This window comes from Lentzea sp. NPDC058450, from assembly GCF_042721395.1.
Taxonomy (GTDB): Bacteria; Actinomycetota; Actinomycetes; order Mycobacteriales; family Pseudonocardiaceae; genus Lentzea.
Window position 1 is genome coordinate 286054 of record NZ_JBHXLO010000006.1, and the last position, 13809, is coordinate 299862.

A 13809-nucleotide genomic window follows, 5' to 3' on the forward strand; every position below is an offset into this window, starting at 1 on the left:
GCGGCGGAACGATCAGGTGAGGACGGACTCGCCGCCGAAGTCGTCGTCATCGTCCCTCGGCGGGCGACGGCGCGGGGGAGGCGGAGGCGTCGGACGGGACGGAGGTGGCGGCGGTGCGTCGTCCTCGACCCGGAAGTTGATCTCGTTGCGGTCGTACGGCGTGCGCGTCGGCTCCTCGGCGGGCGGGGCCGGGAAGTTCTTCTTGGCCTCGTTGAACAGCACGTTGGCCGTCTCGTCCTGCGTGCCGATGGTCTCGGCCATGGCGGACTGCAGCAGCTCGGGGATGCGGGACTGGGCCCGCTGCAGCAGCTTCATGATCTCGCCGCTGACCTCGGCCATGCGCTTGGTCGAGGCGGACTCGTTGATCACGAGGTTCTGCAGGATGCCGTTGGACCCGACGAGGATCTCGATGGAGCCGTCCTGGGAGCGCTCGGAGATCGTCATCCCCTGCACGCGGGTCGCCATCTCCTGATAGCGGGCCGCGCGTTCCTGGATGCTCTGGTTCCAGTTCGCGAGCATCTGCTCGGAACCGGCGACGTCCTCGGGCACCGGTTATTCCCTCCCACAACAGCAGCGGACTTCAAGGATGACGCAGCCGGGTGCGCTCCCGTTCCGGCACGACGTCAAATCGGCCGGAAAGACCAGCGGCGTCCCACCCGATCGGACCAGTGGGACGCCGCAAGCACAACGACTAGTTCACGCCCAGCAGGTCGACGACGAAGATCAGCGTCTCGTTGGGCTTGATCACGCCACCGGCGCCGCGCGCGCCGTAGCCCAGGTGCGGCGGGATGACCAGCTTGCGGCGGCCACCGACCTTCATGCCCTGGACGCCCTGGTCCCAGCCCTGGATGACGCGGCCGCCACCGAGGGGGAACTGGAAGGCCTCGCCGCGGTCCCAGGACGCGTCGAACTGCTCACCGGTCGAGTGCGACACACCGACGTAGTGCACGGACACGAACTGACCGGCCGTGGCCTCCGCACCGTCGCCAACGGTGATGTCCTCGATCAGCAGGTCGGCGGGCGCCGGGCCGTCGTGCGGGTCGACCTCAGGCTTCGTGGGGGCCATCACAACTTCCTCTCGGAACGGGATTGTTCGCGCTCGATCCAATCACGCGGGCACCGGCGCGGCTGAACGGCCTACGCGGACCAGCCCTACCCGGCCCACCCGCACCCATGGCTTTCTTTAATCACCAACGGCCCTGCGGCCGGTGGTCACAACAGAAGAAGGAGACGATCATGGCGGCAACCCTGCACCGCCTCCGGTCACTTCTCGGCGCGGCACTGGCGGCGGCAACGCTGTCCATGGCCTGCGTCAGCGTGGCCGAAGCAGCTCCTGTCCCCACCGCCGACGGCGAGTTCGGCACCCAGATCGTCGGTGGCACGCGCGCGAGCACGTCCACCTACCCCTGGGTCGTCTACCTGGCCACCAGCAGCGGTTTCCAGTACTGCGGCGGCACTCTCGTCGCGCCCAACAAGGTCGTCACCGCGGCGCACTGCACCGTGGGCGACGCGGCGTCCGCCGTCCGGGTCGTGGCCGGCCGCGACGACAAGAACTCCACCGCGGGCGTCGTCGCGCGCGTCACGAGGATCTGGATCCACCCGAGCTACCGCGACGTGACCCGCGGCTACGACGTCTCGGTGCTCACGCTCGACCGCAACCTCGCGCAGACCCCGATCCCGTTCGCCACCTCGGCGGACAGCGCGTTGTACAACGCGGGCACCAGCTCCACGATCCTGGGCTGGGGCACCACGTCGTCCGGTGGTTCGGCGTCGCGCTACCTGTTGCGCGCCACCGTTCCGCTGACGAGCAACTCCAGCTGCTCCAGTTCGTACGGCAGCGACTTCAACGCGACGCACATGGTCTGCGCCGGCTACTCCCAGGGCGGCACGGACACCTGCCAGGGCGACTCCGGCGGCCCGCTCGTGGCCGGCGGCAAGCTGATCGGCATCACGTCGTGGGGCGAGGGCTGCGCGGCCGCCGGGTATCCCGGCGTCTACGCGCGCGTCTCCGCCTACGCGGCGCAGATCCAGGCACAGCTGTAGGAAATCGGGCCGGAAAGGGCGGCAACCCTTTCCGGCCCGGCTTACGTCCTCTGGGCATGAACGGCAAGAAGCTGTTGGCCGGTGCCGCCGTGCTGGCCGTCGCCGGAGTGAGTGTGAGCTCCGCGGTGCGCGACGACACCCTCGCGCCACCACCGATCGTGGACTACGGGCCCGTGCGTCTCGTCGCGTTCGACTCGTGCGACAACGCATTGACCGAACTTCGCCGCGCCATGTCGCCGTACGTCAGCGCGTACGGACTCGGCGGACGGCCGCAGATCTTCGCCTCGGGCGATGTGACGATGAACGCCGCGGGCAACGCGGAGAAGGCCGTTCCGGCCACGCCTCCCACGCAGCAGCAGGAACACTCGACCACGAACGTCCACGAACAGGGCGTCGACGAGCCGGACATCGTGAAGACGGACGGGAAACGCGTCGTCTCCATCGCCGACGGCAAGCTGCGCGTGATCGACGTCGCGAGCCGGGCCGTCACCGGGACGGTCGACCTCGGCGACCGGTACGCGAACCAGCTGCTGGTGCAGGGCGACCGCGCGCTGGTGGTCACCAACAGCCCGATGCTGCTCGAGAAGCGCGTGGTGCCCCAGGACATGCCGTCGTTCGCGCCGGAGTCCGGCACCGAGCTGATCCTGGTGGACCTCAAGGCGCTCAAGGAGATCGGCAGCCTCAAGACCGACGGCTACTACCTCGACGCCCGGCAGATCGGCGGCACCGCGCGGGTCGTCGTGCGGTCGCAGCCGCGCCTGCCGTGGGTCTACCCGAACGAGACCACGAACGAAGCGGGATCGTTGCGCCGCAACAGGGAGATCCTGCAGAACGAGCCCATCGGGTCGTGGCTGCCGCGCTACGAACTCACCGAGAACGGCGCCAAGTCGAGCGGAACCCTGGTCGACTGCGCGAACGTCAGCCGCCCCACGGCCCCGAGTGCCACGTCGATGCTGACCGTGCTCACGTTCGACCTGTCCGGCTCGCTCGGCACCGGCCAGCCCGTCTCGATCGTCGCCGACGGCGACACCGTGTACGGCACGGACCGCAGCCTCTACGTCGCCGACGACCACCGCCTGCTGCCCGAACTTCCCACCAGGCCGCCGGTGCAGCGGCCGATCACGACGGCGATCCACCAGTTCGACATCAGCCAGGCCGGTCCGCCGAAGCACGTGGCGTCCGGTGACGTGAACGGCACGCTGCTCAACCAGTACTCGCTCTCGGAGCACGACGGCGTGCTGCGCGTCGCCACCACCACGGGCACGGAGATCCGGTGCTGCTGGCGGATGCCGGCGGACCAGACGAGCACCCCGGCGCCACCGCCGTCGGAGAGCTTCGTGACGACCCTGCGCCGCGACGGCAACCAGCTGACGAAGATCGGCGAGGTCGGCGGCCTGGGCAAGGGCGAGCGGATCTACAGCGTCCGGTTCATCGGCAAGATGGGCTACGTCGTCACGTTCCGCCAGACCGACCCGCTCTACACACTCGACCTGAGCGACCCGCGCAAACCCAGGGTGACCGGCGAGCTGAAGATCACCGGCTTCTCCGCCTACCTGCACCCTGCCGGCGACGGGAAGCTGATCGGCGTCGGCCAGGAGGCCAACGACCAGGGCCGCACGCTCGGCACCCAGGTGTCGCTGTTCGACGTGCGCAACCCCGCGTCACCGCAACGGCTCGCGCAGTACCACCTGCCGGACAGCAACTCCGAGGCCCAGTTCGACCCGCACGCGTTCCTGTACTGGCCGCAGGACGGCACGCTCGTGATCCCCGTGACGGCCTACAAGACGTATCAGGAGATCTCGTCGGTCGTGCTGCGCGTCGACGGCGACCAGCTGCGCGACGGCGGCAAGATCGTCGAGCCGCAGACCGGCACGAACTACGGCGGCGGGCAGCGGCGCACGATCGTCATCGGCGACCAGCTGTGGTCGATCTCGGCGTCCGGCGTGCAGGTCAACGCCCGCAGCGGCCTGACGCAGCAGGCCTGGCTGCCGTTCACGCGATAGGAGCGCGGTCCCCGTTGAGCAGGCGGTGCGCGAGCACCGTGCCGCCTGCCATCGCCGCTGGGATGACGATCAGCGCGGCCAGCGGGATCAGGCACAGCAGGTAGGTCGGCACGGCGAGCCCGAGCACCAGGCCCCGGCGCGTCTTGAGGATCTGCCTGCGCTGCTTGAACGACCGGCCGCGGCGGGTGAACGGGATGCCGGTGAGCTCGATGCCGAGCAGGTAGCCGTTGATGCACACGGCGAGCACCGGCACGACCGTCTGGCCGATGACGGGGATGAAGCCGCAGAAGAACAACGGGATCGCGAACGCGATCGACGTCGCGACGAGCAGGAGCGTGCTGCGCAGCCCGACGACGAACCCGCGCCACCAGCCGATCTGCTCCGCGTCCGGCACGCCGCCGAGCTCGTCCTCGACCTCTTCGGAGATGTACTCGTAGAACGGTCCGCCGATCATCAGCGTGATCGCGGTGAACAGCAGCACGCTCAAACCGAGGATCGCGGCGACCACCGAAATTCCGACGACGACCTCGACGAAGCCCTTCCAGGTGTCGCTCCAGGAGTCCGCGAACCCGGTCAGCCAGTCGGCCACGGAGTCGATGTTGGTGAGCAGCACCGCCCACCCCGTGATCATGAGAACAGCCGTGATGACGGCGGGCAACGCGCCCATCAGCACGCGCTTGGGGGAGCTGAAAACCAGGCTGAACCCGCGCAGCAGAAGACCGACACCGGCACCGAAGTCCTTGATCACGGCCGCAGGATAGTCGGTTTCGTCCCGTGTTGAGACGAGGTGGAGTGAATTCGCGAGGAGCGTCATGATGGCGGACTGAGCACGGGAGGCGTCGACGTTGAGCGATCTGGCCAGGAACGCTGTCGTGGTCCCGGACGGGCCGCTGCCCGCGCTGCCGCCGTCCACCTGGGAGTCGGGGGAGGTCAGGGACGCGGTCGCGGCCGAGTCGCCGGGCGCGGTCGTCGCGATCGCCCGCAAGGCCCACGGCCTGCGCCAGGACGAGCTCGGCACGCTCGCCGGGTTCTCCCAGTCCGCGATCTCCCGGCTGGAGTCGGGCAGCAACATCGCCTACGACCTGCGCGTGCTGCGGACCCTGCAACGGCTGCTCGGCATTCCCGCGCACCTGCTCGGGCTCACCGACCGCACGGTGCCGATGCGGTCCGGCGACGTCGTGGTCGGGCTGGAGGGCAAGGCGTTGATGGCGTTGTGCGCCTCCGCTGTGTTCAACGCGGACAGTGACGACGACGCGGTCAGTCAGTTGCTCGTGCTGCGGAGGATCGTCAACGACGCGCACAACTGGCGTGCGACCGGTGCGTTGATGCCCGCCGTGCGCGGTATGTACGACGTCATCGACACGTTGCGCCGCAACGCGCGTGGGGACGTTCGGCGGCGGTTGCTCGGCACGGGCGCGATGTACGCGGAGTTCTACGGCTGGCTCTACGAGGAGGTCGGCGACATGCGCAGCGCCGGCGCGTGGACGTCCCGTGCGCTGGAGCAGGGGCAGGCCGCGGACGACCGGGACGTCGTCGCGTACTGCTACGTGCGGATGAGCCAACTGGCCGAAGTGGACGGCGACGACGACCGGGTGATCGGCCTGGCGCGTGCGGCCCAACGAGAGACGGGCGTGAGTGCGATCGTGCGCGCGATGGCGGTCCGTCAGGAGGCACGAGGCCTTGCGCGCGCGGGTCTGGACGCGTGCATGACGCGGTTCGACCTCGCACAGTCGTTGGTGCAGGACGTCGAACGGGTGCGCACGGACGAGTACTCGATCGGCTACTGCTTCACCGAACTGCACGTCGAGATGCAACGGGCCGCGTCGATGGTCGCCCTCGCGGACCACCGCCGTGCCATCGACGCGTACACGGCGCTCATGCCGCGGTGGGGCAGCGTCTGCCAATGGGAGCAGGGCGTGCACACGGCCACCCTCGCGTACGCGCACGCGGCCAGCGGGGACGTCGACCGGGCCGCCGAACTCGGGCTCGTCGCGCTCGACCTGGCCCGCGTGACGGGCTCCCAGCTGATCTTCAGCGAGCTCGCGCGGCTCGTGCCGTGGGCCACGACACCGGCGATGGCCGAGCTGACGGAACGGCTGCGGTAGGTCCTGTATGCGAGTTCCGCATACGGCACCCGCAAATCGTGTGGAACCCTCCCCATTCCGCTCGGAAGCCCGCACGATCCAGGGGTGATCGACCTGGCCGAACGAACGCCGCGCCCGGACGAGGTCAGCTCCGAGAGGTTCTGCGCGGCTGTGGCAGAGAGGAACGCGGGCCCGTACCGGCTCAAGTTCTACGCCACCGCACACGCTGTCGTGTGTGTGGTGGACGACGCCGAGGTGAAGGCATGAGCATGCCTGTGTTGCTGGTCCGCAAGCGTGCGGGTGTCGTAGGAGAGACACAACGCACGTGCCACCTCGTACCCGTGCCCGAAGACGACACCCTGCCCGCGTTGACCGCCTACTGCGGTGAGCTCATCCACGAGGGCGAGGCCGAACTGCTCGCCCAGCCCTCCGGCATGCCGTGCGTCGGCTGCCTGTACCGCGTTCCGATGCCGCGCGACGAGCGTTAGGCGGACGCGATGCAGGCCGTTCCGACGCGACGGAAGCCGACGCGTTCGTAGACGCGGGCGATCTCCAGGCTCCCCGCCGACAGGAACACCAGCTCGGCGCCGCGTTCCAGGGCGTCGCGCGCCAGTTCCGCCGTGACCGCACCACCGAGGCCACGTCGCCGTGCCGCCGGCAACGTGCCGATGCCCGCGATCTCCACGACGTCACCCGCCCGTTGCGCCGTGCCCACCGCCAGCACGCCCTCGCCCGGCAGGTCGGCCACCGCGTGCCGGTGCCGGGTGTCCGCGGGGATCGCCGCCGCGAGCGCCGCGTCCCGTTCCTCCACGCCGATCGCGCCCGCGTCCGTCCCCGGTGAGCCGAACGCGAGCTCCGCCACGACGGTCACCTCGACCGGCCGCGTGCCGAGCACCCGCACGTGCGGATGCCGTTCGGGCAGCTTCTCGGGATCGAGCACCAGCAACGGCGCTTGGAGCACCTCCATGCCGGCCTGCCGGGCGACGTCGAGCAGCCCGGGGGTCGTCTCGTGCACCCACTCGAGCGCCTCGGGCACCCCTAGTTCGCGCTGCCGTGCCCGCACGGTCAGCACGTCCTCGACGCTCGGATTCCCGCCCGGCAGCCGGGGCCGCGCGTAGTACGGATAGCCGTCGCCCGCCTGGAGGAACAGCACGAGCTCGCCGTGCTCCTCGACGCGGGCGCCCGCTCGGGGCACGGAGTCGTAAAAGGTTTCGAGTACATCCCACACGGCGGAGCACGCTAGCTAGGTTGGGCGGCATGACGCACGGCATTTCCCGCCCGAGGGTGCTGGCGCTGGCGGCGGTGCTGTTCCTCGGCGCGTGCAGCGGCGAGCAGCAGTTCGTGAGCCCCGGTGACCCGCAGTCGTCGCCCAGCGGGAACTTCGTCGCGCACGCCGAGAACGACAGCGAGGTGCGGGTGACCGACCGCGACGGCGGCGAGGTGTTCCGCAAGACCTATGAGCACGACCGCGTCTACGAGGGCGACGGCGTGGGCGTGGTGTGGCTGTCCGGCAAGGACCAGCTGTGGGTGATCGTGCCGCGCGGTGGTGCCGAACGCGTCGAGGCGGGGCCGGACGGGAAGTGGACGGCCGTGGCGGACGAGTTGCCGGGCGAGATCACGCGGATGGGCTGAGCCCCACCAGGCGAACCTGGTGGGGCCACGTCTCACCGGCGGGACCTGCGCCAGCCGAAGGAGCGCGCGCCGGTGCCGACGCCGGCGAGGTGCAGCGCCAGCAGCAGCAGGCCGAGCACGATCAGCGTGTTCGTGGTGATCACGTCACCGAGTCCGGTCTTCGCCAGATCGAGGATCAGCGCGAGGCCGAAGGAAACCGCCGCGATGATGGCCAGCATGTCCACCTCCTGAGTAGTGACCTGCGAATACCCGTTCTACTGAGGGGGAATCGCGCCGTTCGGAGCAATGGACGTGTCATGATCCCTGCCGTGGACGTGCAGCGCTGGCAGGCAGCCGCGGTTCCGTGGTGGGTGACCAAGGCCGGCCTCGTCGTCGGGTGGATGGTCGCCCTCTACGTGTCGCTGAGTGCGAACGTGGCGCCGTGCACGGCCGTGCAGCCGTGTTTGCCGGATCCGATGTTCTCTCTCGCGGTGGTGCCGTTGCTGGCCACGCCGTTGCTGTTCCTGTTCGGCCGTGTGCTCACGGGCTGTGCGATGGGTGTCTTGTTCGGTGTGCTGGACATCGCGCTCGGCGACACAGCGGTGGCCAACGTGGCGTTCGGGACGTACGCCGTCGCGTGTGCGCTGGTGGCGGCGTGGACGCTGAGGTCACGGGCCGACCAGCACGACGCGGCGGGCGCGGCGCTGGTGTCGTTGCCGGACCTGCCGCCGCAACGCGGGGTGCTGCGCGTGGTCGCGGTGCTGCTGGTGCTGTTCGGGTTCCTCACGTTCGTGCAGTACAGCCTCACCAACGACGAGATCGAGCGGCACGTCGCGAACTCCAGCCGCGTGCAGGCCGAGGTCGTCGAGGTGAAGAACACCTACGAGGTGTGGGTGGAGTTGCCGGACCGGCAACGGGCCTCGTTCGAGCCGCTCGCGCCGGAGACCTACCGGGTCGGCGACGACGTGCCGGTGCTCGCGGACGGCTCGTGGGTGCGGATGGAGAACGAACCCGAGGACGTCACGTGGTGGCTGACCCTCGGCGGTGCCGCGGTGTTCGTCGCGATCATGCTGGCCGCGCGGGAACGGCGGCGGCGCGCGTTGTGGACGGTGCCGGTGAAGGCGCTCCGGCTGCAGGCGCACCCGGTCGGGCCGCGCCGGATCCTGTTGCGGTACCAGAAGAACGACATCGCGACCATCGCCACGCTCGCCGACCTCGGCCTGGAGGAACCGCTCTACCACGACACCGAGCAGTTCGGGGCGGTGTGGCGCGGCGAGGAGGACCCGCCGTTGCAGCACGATCCCATCGAGGTGCTCGTCGCGGGGGAGTGGCACCACGGCGGGCAGGTCGCGGTGCTGGTCGAGGGCGAGGTCGTGGCGACGAGCACGCTGAACCGGGTGCGGCCGCGGCACACCGTCCACAGTGCACACCTGCCGGGCGTGCCGGTCACCGCCGGTGCGCCGGTGGAGCTGCCGCACGCGATCTGGCCGGGTGACCGCCGCCGCGTCGAGGGCGTGCTGCTGCTCCTGGGCGCCGCCGGGGCGTTGATCGCGTTGAAGTACTACCCGGAGTTCCTGGTGCTGGGGCTGATCGGCGTGCAGTGCGTCCTGTCGGCCGTCACGCGGTTCCAGCCGATGCTGCGCCTCGACCACAACGCCGTCGTGCTCTACACCGGCATCTTCACCTACCGCGTGCCGTGGGCGCAGCTGCACGGCGTGCGCCGGTCCGGGCCGCAGCTCATGCTCGCGTTCGGGCCGCACGGCGACGTGCTGACCACACCGCACCTGCCGGACCGCGAGGCCGGCGAGAAGGTGATGTGGGCCCGCGCCCGGTCGTTGATCGCCGAGCACCAGGGCGACCGCGTCACGCGCAGGCTCAACATCAGCGTGCTGGCCGGTGCCCTCTACGTCGGGCTGGTCCTGTTCATCTGAGCCTGGCCACGGCCTGGAGCAGCCGGTCCACATCGGACTCGTCGGTGTACGGGCCGATGCCCGCCCGCACCGCGCCCTTGTCGCCCAGGCCGAGCCAGCGCGAGCACTCGATCGCGTAGAAGTGGCCCGCCGGCGCGTTCACGCCCTCGGCCCCGAGCCGCCGGTACACCTCGGCGGGGTCCAGTCCGTCGACGGAGAACAGCACGGTCGGGGTGCGCACCGCCGCCTTGCTGTAGACCCGCACACCGAGCTCCTTCAGCCCGGTCTCCATCTTCTCGCGCAGGCCGAGCTCGTACTCCTCCAGGCCTTCGAGCGAGCGCATGAACTCCACCGCCGCCGTCGTGCCGGCCAGCAGCTCGTACGGCAGCGTGCCCAGCTCGAACCGTTCCGGCACGGCGTTGGTCGACGGCAGCAGCTTGTCCGGCCGCAACGTCTCCAGCAGCTCCGGCGCCGCCGCCAGCACGCCCAGGTGCGGGCCGAGGAACTTGTACGGCGAGCACACGAAGAAGTCCGCGTCCAACGCCTCGACGTCCACCGGCACGTGCGGCGTGTAGTGCACGCCGTCGACGTACACGAACGCCGCCATCTCGTGCGCCGCCCGTGCGATCTCGGCGACGTCCGGCCGGGTGCCGAGCAGGTTCGACGCCGCCGTGATCGCGACGACGCGGGTGCGGTCCGAGAGCAGCTTCGTCACCGCCTCGACCGGCAGCTCACCGGTCGTGCGGTCGAACGGCGCCCAACGCACCGTCGCGCGCGCTGCCTCGGCGGCCTGCACCCACGGCCTGATGTTCGCGTCGTGGTCGATCCTGGTCACGATGATCTCGTCGCCCGGCCGCCAGTTCTTCGACAGCGTGCGGGCGAAGTCGTACGTCAGCTGCGTCATGCTGCGGCCGAACACGATGCTGCCCGCGTTGAGGAACTCCGCCATCGTGCGCCGTGCGGTCTGCACGATCTCCTCGGCGCGGCGTTCGGAGGCCGTGACGCTGCCTCGGTTGGACACCGCCGAGGTCAGCGTGTCCCTGACCGCGTCGGCGACGACGTCGGGCACCTGCGCGCCGCCGGGACCGTCGAAGTGCGCGGCACCCTCGCGCAACGCGGGGAAGTGGGCGCGGACCGCTGCGACGTCGTAAGCCATGCCCTCATGGTGCTTCAGCACCCACGAATCGGGAAAGGATCAACCGGAGGGTGCTCACCTGAGCGGCCGCGTCGAAGTCGGGGTCGATCAGCCTGCCGAACAGCGCGTCGACCAGCCCCTGCGCCCAGCTCGCGGCGTCCAGGGCGCTCACCGGCAGCACGATCCGGCCCGCGTCGTGCGCCTGCTGGAACAGCCCGGCCAGTTCGTCGCGGGTCGCCTGCTCGTTGCGGCCGACCAGTTCCCACAGCTCGGGGTCACGGCTCGCCTGGGCGACGACCTCCAGCACGAGCCCCGCGACGGCCCGGTCGAGTGCGGGCTCGCAGAGGTGGTTGACCACCAGCAGCACGCCCTCCCACGGACTGAGCGCGCGCGCCTTCGCGAACATCGCCGCGTTGTCCTCGGCGTCCTGCACGAAGATCTCGCGGAAGATCGCCCGCTTGGTGGGGAAGTAGTGGAAGAGGCTGCCCGTGCTGATCTCCGCGGCCTTGCAGATGTCCGCGACGGTCGTCCGCTCGAACCCCTTCTGGGCGAAGAGGCCCGCGGCGGTGTCGGTGATGTGCCGCTTCTTCTCCGCGTGCTTGACCGGATCTACCGTTCGCACCTGTAGTACTGCCTCTTCTTCTCGTCCCGCACGGCGACACCGCGTTTGCGGATCTCCCGCGCCAATTCTGCGGCCTCCTCGGTCTCGTACTTCGAGATGGCCTTCCGCCGGGCGGTGAACAGGGCGTTCACGTCGGACGGCAGGTCGGGCGCGTGCTCGACCCACATCCGGAACTCGGCCGCGAACGGGTCGGCGCTCCGCCACCGGTAGCCCTGCTCGGTGAAGGCCTGTTCGAGCCGCGCCCTGCTCAGGTCCGACGTCTCGCGGGCCAGTTCGGTGCCGTCGCGGGAGAGCAGGACGAGCTGCTTGCCGTCCGCGAACGCCGACTCGACCTCGTCCCGGCCGAAGTCGAACGTCTTGTCGTCCTTGCGCAGCGTGACCCGCCCGGCCGAGACCTCGACGGACATCATCTCGCTCGCCCAGACCAGCGCGAGTATGAAGCCCGCGACCGCGCCGACGACGAGCGCGCCGAGTGTCACCCACGGCTGCGGGAGCTCGGCCACCGTCTCGAAGATCCCCTGGAACGGGAACCACTTCAGCGTCGTGATCCACCCGGCTGCCAGCGTGAGCCCCCACGCCGTGGCGGCGCCGGCGACCGGGCACGCGACCCAGATGCCGTAGCGGACCGCCGCGCTCTCCTGCACAGTCGTCATGCGCCCAATACTAGACCGAGCGCTCGGTTTATTCTGGGTTACGGCAGGTAGAAGGTCAGCAGATCGCTCGTGACCGGCGGGAACAGCTTCAGCATCAGGTCCTTCTTGGGGCCGGGGTAGACGTCGGGGAAGATCCGGCGCAGGCCGTCCATGCCGTGCGGGCCGAACAGCAGTGGCGCGAGCAGGTCCGGGGCGATGCCCGCGCCGCCCTGCGCGCCGGGACCCTGCATCGTGCCGCCCCACTCGGACGGACCGAGCTCCTCGCCGTCCCAGCGGAAGCGGACGTGTGAGCGGTAGAAGCTGAGCAGGACGTCGTCCGGTTCGTGCCCGCGCAGGCGTTCGGCGAAGACCGGTCGCAGGTGCTCCAGCAGGGCCGGGACGCCGGGGATGCGGACCATGACCTGGTCCAGCTCCGGGTTCCCCGGCGCGAGGTGCTGCTCCAGTGCGGGGTGGCGTTCGCCGACCTCGGCCGGGTTCAGGTGCGCCACCAGCGCTTTGACACCGTCGTCGTCGCCCGCGAGCTCGCCGAGCACGACGTCGCCTTCTTCCTCGGGCGTGCTGCGGCCCGTGGCGACCGGCACGCCGGCGCGTTCGGCGATCCACGTGATGGAGCCGGTGCGGTTCAGCAGCCAGCGCCAGCACGGCGTGGTGTGGCCCATGCGCAGGTCCGCGTTCCGCTGAGCCTCGTCCTGAAGGCGTTGCAGGGCGGGGATGTCCGCCTCGGTGGCGCGCCGGATCGTGTGTCCCGCAACGGGTTCGGGCCGGCTGGCGAGGCCGCGGTTCTGCCTGACCGGGATCGAGTAGGCGTAGCCGAACTGGCGGTAGAAGTACGGGACGCCCATCACGAGCTGGAGCAGGTGGCCGCGCTCGGCCGACCTGTCGTGCGCCCAGCCCATCAGCTGCCGCACCAGGCCCTGGCCCTCGTAGTCGGTGTCGGTGGCGACCTGTTCGATCTGGCCGGCCGGGATGTCGAGGCCCGCGAGCGTCAGCGTCTCGTCCATCAGTGTGGCCGTGGAGACGATCCGGCCGCCGTCGTCGGCGACCCCGACCCAGTCGCACCCCGCCTCCGGGTCGGTCATCAGCAGGCGGGCGTCGACGCCGTCGCTGGGGTCGTGGCGAGAGACGACGAGCTTCTCGACCTGGTCCACGTCTTCGGGGCGCGAGGGGCGAATCTCCACGGCCGGAGTGTTTCCAGGGCGGTGGTTGTCCGCAAACGGATTTACGGTCGGGGGCATGGACTGGAACAAGCAGTTGGCCGACCAGCTCGAATTCCACTGGAACGTGGCGGCGCGGCCGCGGCTCGCAGGCCTGACCGACGCCGAGTACTTCTGGGAGCCGGTGGCCGACACGTGGACCGTGCGGGGCAACGAGATCGACTGGCAGTACCCGCCGCCCGAGCCCGCACCGGTCACCACGATCGCGTGGCGGCTGGCGCACGTCGTGGTGGGAGTGTTCGCGATGCGGTCGGCGTCGCACTTCGGCGGCCCGCCCGCCGACTACGCGACCTGGCCGTTCGCGCAGAGCGCCGACGAGGCGCTGAAGCAGCTCGACGAGGCCTACGAGACGTGGATGGCCGGGGTGCGCACGGCGGATCTCGCGAAGGCGGTGGGGCCGGCCGAGGGGCCGTTCGCCGAGGAACCGATGGCGACGCTGGTGCTGCACATCAACCGCGAGGTCATTCACCACCTCGCCGAGGTCGCCTTGCTCCGGGACCTCTACCTGAGGGAGAGTTAGTCACTAATTAGTGC

At 70.1% G+C, this 13809-nt stretch carries 17 protein-coding genes; 8 read left to right on the forward strand and 9 right to left on the reverse strand.

Features of this window, described 5'->3' with window-relative positions; all coding sequences use genetic code 11:
* Positions 1 to 12 precede the first annotated feature (12 nt).
* Positions 13 to 549: a YbaB/EbfC family nucleoid-associated protein gene (locus ACFWNN_RS12955; RefSeq protein WP_382440076.1), complete on the reverse strand. Its 537-nt coding sequence runs from the start codon at positions 547 to 549 to the stop codon at positions 13 to 15.
* Positions 550 to 691: 142 nt separating this feature from the next.
* On the reverse strand, positions 692 to 1066 hold the full coding sequence (locus tag ACFWNN_RS12960) for an FKBP-type peptidyl-prolyl cis-trans isomerase (RefSeq protein ID WP_355303708.1): 375 nt from the start codon (positions 1064 to 1066) through the stop codon (positions 692 to 694).
* 170 nt (positions 1067 to 1236) lie between these two features.
* On the opposite strand from ACFWNN_RS12960, the gene ACFWNN_RS12965 reads away from it, so the two are divergent.
* Entirely contained in the window at positions 1237 to 2043 is an 807-nt protein-coding gene (locus ACFWNN_RS12965) for a S1 family peptidase (RefSeq protein ID WP_382440077.1), read from the forward strand.
* A gap of 56 nt (positions 2044 to 2099) precedes the next feature.
* Entirely contained in the window at positions 2100 to 4046 is a 1947-nt protein-coding gene (locus ACFWNN_RS12970) for a beta-propeller domain-containing protein (protein WP_382440078.1), read from the forward strand.
* On the opposite strand, the gene ACFWNN_RS12975 is transcribed toward ACFWNN_RS12970, so the two are convergent.
* The gene (locus ACFWNN_RS12975) at positions 4036 to 4794 is read right to left on the reverse strand and encodes an EI24 domain-containing protein (protein WP_382440079.1); all 759 of its coding nucleotides are present in this window, start codon (positions 4792 to 4794) and stop codon (positions 4036 to 4038) included. The genes ACFWNN_RS12970 and ACFWNN_RS12975 overlap by 11 nt on opposite strands.
* 97 nt (positions 4795 to 4891) lie before the next feature.
* Here ACFWNN_RS12975 and ACFWNN_RS12980 point away from each other — a divergent pair, with 97 nt between their 5' ends.
* The 3 genes from ACFWNN_RS12980 (at position 4892) to ACFWNN_RS12990 (ending at position 6618) form a co-directional block, all read left to right on the forward strand.
* Positions 4892 to 6151, forward strand: a complete 1260-nt coding sequence (locus tag ACFWNN_RS12980; RefSeq protein ID WP_382440080.1) for a helix-turn-helix domain-containing protein — start codon at positions 4892 to 4894, stop codon at positions 6149 to 6151.
* Between the two features lie 84 nt (positions 6152 to 6235).
* The gene (locus tag ACFWNN_RS12985; RefSeq protein WP_382440081.1) at positions 6236 to 6397 is read left to right on the forward strand and encodes a hypothetical protein; all 162 of its coding nucleotides are present in this window, start codon (positions 6236 to 6238) and stop codon (positions 6395 to 6397) included.
* On the forward strand, positions 6394 to 6618 hold the full coding sequence (locus ACFWNN_RS12990; protein ID WP_382440082.1) for a hypothetical protein: 225 nt from the start codon (positions 6394 to 6396) through the stop codon (positions 6616 to 6618). Before ACFWNN_RS12985 ends, ACFWNN_RS12990 begins: the two co-directional genes overlap by 4 nt.
* Here ACFWNN_RS12990 and ACFWNN_RS12995 read toward each other — a convergent pair.
* Positions 6615 to 7358, reverse strand: coding sequence for a GNAT family N-acetyltransferase (locus ACFWNN_RS12995; RefSeq protein ID WP_382440083.1), 744 nt, complete (start codon positions 7356 to 7358; stop codon positions 6615 to 6617). The two genes, ACFWNN_RS12990 and ACFWNN_RS12995, sit on opposite strands and share 4 nt — an antisense overlap.
* A 29-nt stretch (positions 7359 to 7387) precedes the next feature.
* Between ACFWNN_RS12995 and ACFWNN_RS13000 the strand changes: the two genes are divergently transcribed.
* A complete protein-coding gene (locus ACFWNN_RS13000; protein ID WP_382440084.1) occupies positions 7388 to 7762 on the forward strand; it encodes a hypothetical protein in 375 nt (124 codons plus the stop codon).
* Positions 7763 to 7794: 32 nt separating this feature from the next.
* On the opposite strand, the gene ACFWNN_RS13005 is transcribed toward ACFWNN_RS13000, so the two are convergent.
* On the reverse strand, positions 7795 to 7980 hold the full coding sequence (locus tag ACFWNN_RS13005) for a hypothetical protein (protein ID WP_382440085.1): 186 nt from the start codon (positions 7978 to 7980) through the stop codon (positions 7795 to 7797).
* Between the two features lie 78 nt (positions 7981 to 8058).
* On the opposite strand from ACFWNN_RS13005, the gene ACFWNN_RS13010 reads away from it, so the two are divergent.
* Complete coding sequence (locus ACFWNN_RS13010; protein ID WP_382440086.1) at positions 8059 to 9672, forward strand: hypothetical protein; 1614 nt, start codon at positions 8059 to 8061, stop codon at positions 9670 to 9672.
* Here the strand turns inward: ACFWNN_RS13010 and ACFWNN_RS13015 are convergent.
* The 4 genes from ACFWNN_RS13015 to ACFWNN_RS13030 are packed head-to-tail and all read right to left on the reverse strand — an operon-like array spanning position 9665 to position 13239.
* The gene (locus ACFWNN_RS13015; RefSeq protein WP_382440087.1) at positions 9665 to 10807 is read right to left on the reverse strand and encodes a cysteine desulfurase-like protein; all 1143 of its coding nucleotides are present in this window, start codon (positions 10805 to 10807) and stop codon (positions 9665 to 9667) included. The two genes, ACFWNN_RS13010 and ACFWNN_RS13015, sit on opposite strands and share 8 nt — an antisense overlap.
* 4 nt (positions 10808 to 10811) lie before the next feature.
* The gene (locus ACFWNN_RS13020) at positions 10812 to 11408 is read right to left on the reverse strand and encodes a TetR/AcrR family transcriptional regulator (protein ID WP_382440088.1); all 597 of its coding nucleotides are present in this window, start codon (positions 11406 to 11408) and stop codon (positions 10812 to 10814) included.
* Complete coding sequence (locus tag ACFWNN_RS13025) at positions 11396 to 12061, reverse strand: hypothetical protein (protein ID WP_382440089.1); 666 nt, start codon at positions 12059 to 12061, stop codon at positions 11396 to 11398. Before ACFWNN_RS13025 ends, ACFWNN_RS13020 begins: the two co-directional genes overlap by 13 nt.
* A gap of 38 nt (positions 12062 to 12099) precedes the next feature.
* Positions 12100 to 13239, reverse strand: coding sequence for a GNAT family N-acetyltransferase (locus tag ACFWNN_RS13030; protein ID WP_382440090.1), 1140 nt, complete (start codon positions 13237 to 13239; stop codon positions 12100 to 12102).
* A gap of 55 nt (positions 13240 to 13294) precedes the next feature.
* Here ACFWNN_RS13030 and ACFWNN_RS13035 point away from each other — a divergent pair, with 55 nt between their 5' ends.
* Positions 13295 to 13795, forward strand: coding sequence for a DinB family protein (locus ACFWNN_RS13035; protein ID WP_382440091.1), 501 nt, complete (start codon positions 13295 to 13297; stop codon positions 13793 to 13795).
* The last annotated feature ends 14 nt before the right edge of the window (positions 13796 to 13809 follow it).

What these genes read in the sequence shown, in the direction of transcription:
- ACFWNN_RS13005 (WP_382440085.1), bottom strand. Translation starts at nt 7,980, where the DNA reads ATGCTGGCCATCATCGCGGCGGTTTCCTTCGGCCTCGCGCTGATCCTC.
- ACFWNN_RS12990 (WP_382440082.1), top strand. Translation starts at nt 6,394, where the DNA reads ATGAGCATGCCTGTGTTGCTGGTCCGCAAGCGTGCGGGTGTCGTAGGA.
- ACFWNN_RS13000 (WP_382440084.1), top strand. Translation starts at nt 7,388, where the DNA reads ATGACGCACGGCATTTCCCGCCCGAGGGTGCTGGCGCTGGCGGCGGTG.
- ACFWNN_RS13010 (WP_382440086.1), top strand. Translation starts at nt 8,059, where the DNA reads ATGATCCCTGCCGTGGACGTGCAGCGCTGGCAGGCAGCCGCGGTTCCG.
- ACFWNN_RS12960 (WP_355303708.1), bottom strand. Translation starts at nt 1,066, where the DNA reads ATGGCCCCCACGAAGCCTGAGGTCGACCCGCACGACGGCCCGGCGCCC.
- ACFWNN_RS13015 (WP_382440087.1), bottom strand. Translation starts at nt 10,807, where the DNA reads ATGGCTTACGACGTCGCAGCGGTCCGCGCCCACTTCCCCGCGTTGCGC.
- ACFWNN_RS12965 (WP_382440077.1), top strand. Translation starts at nt 1,237, where the DNA reads ATGGCGGCAACCCTGCACCGCCTCCGGTCACTTCTCGGCGCGGCACTG.
- ACFWNN_RS13035 (WP_382440091.1), top strand. Translation starts at nt 13,295, where the DNA reads ATGGACTGGAACAAGCAGTTGGCCGACCAGCTCGAATTCCACTGGAAC.
- ACFWNN_RS12970 (WP_382440078.1), top strand. Translation starts at nt 2,100, where the DNA reads ATGAACGGCAAGAAGCTGTTGGCCGGTGCCGCCGTGCTGGCCGTCGCC.
- ACFWNN_RS13025 (WP_382440089.1), bottom strand. Translation starts at nt 12,061, where the DNA reads ATGACGACTGTGCAGGAGAGCGCGGCGGTCCGCTACGGCATCTGGGTC.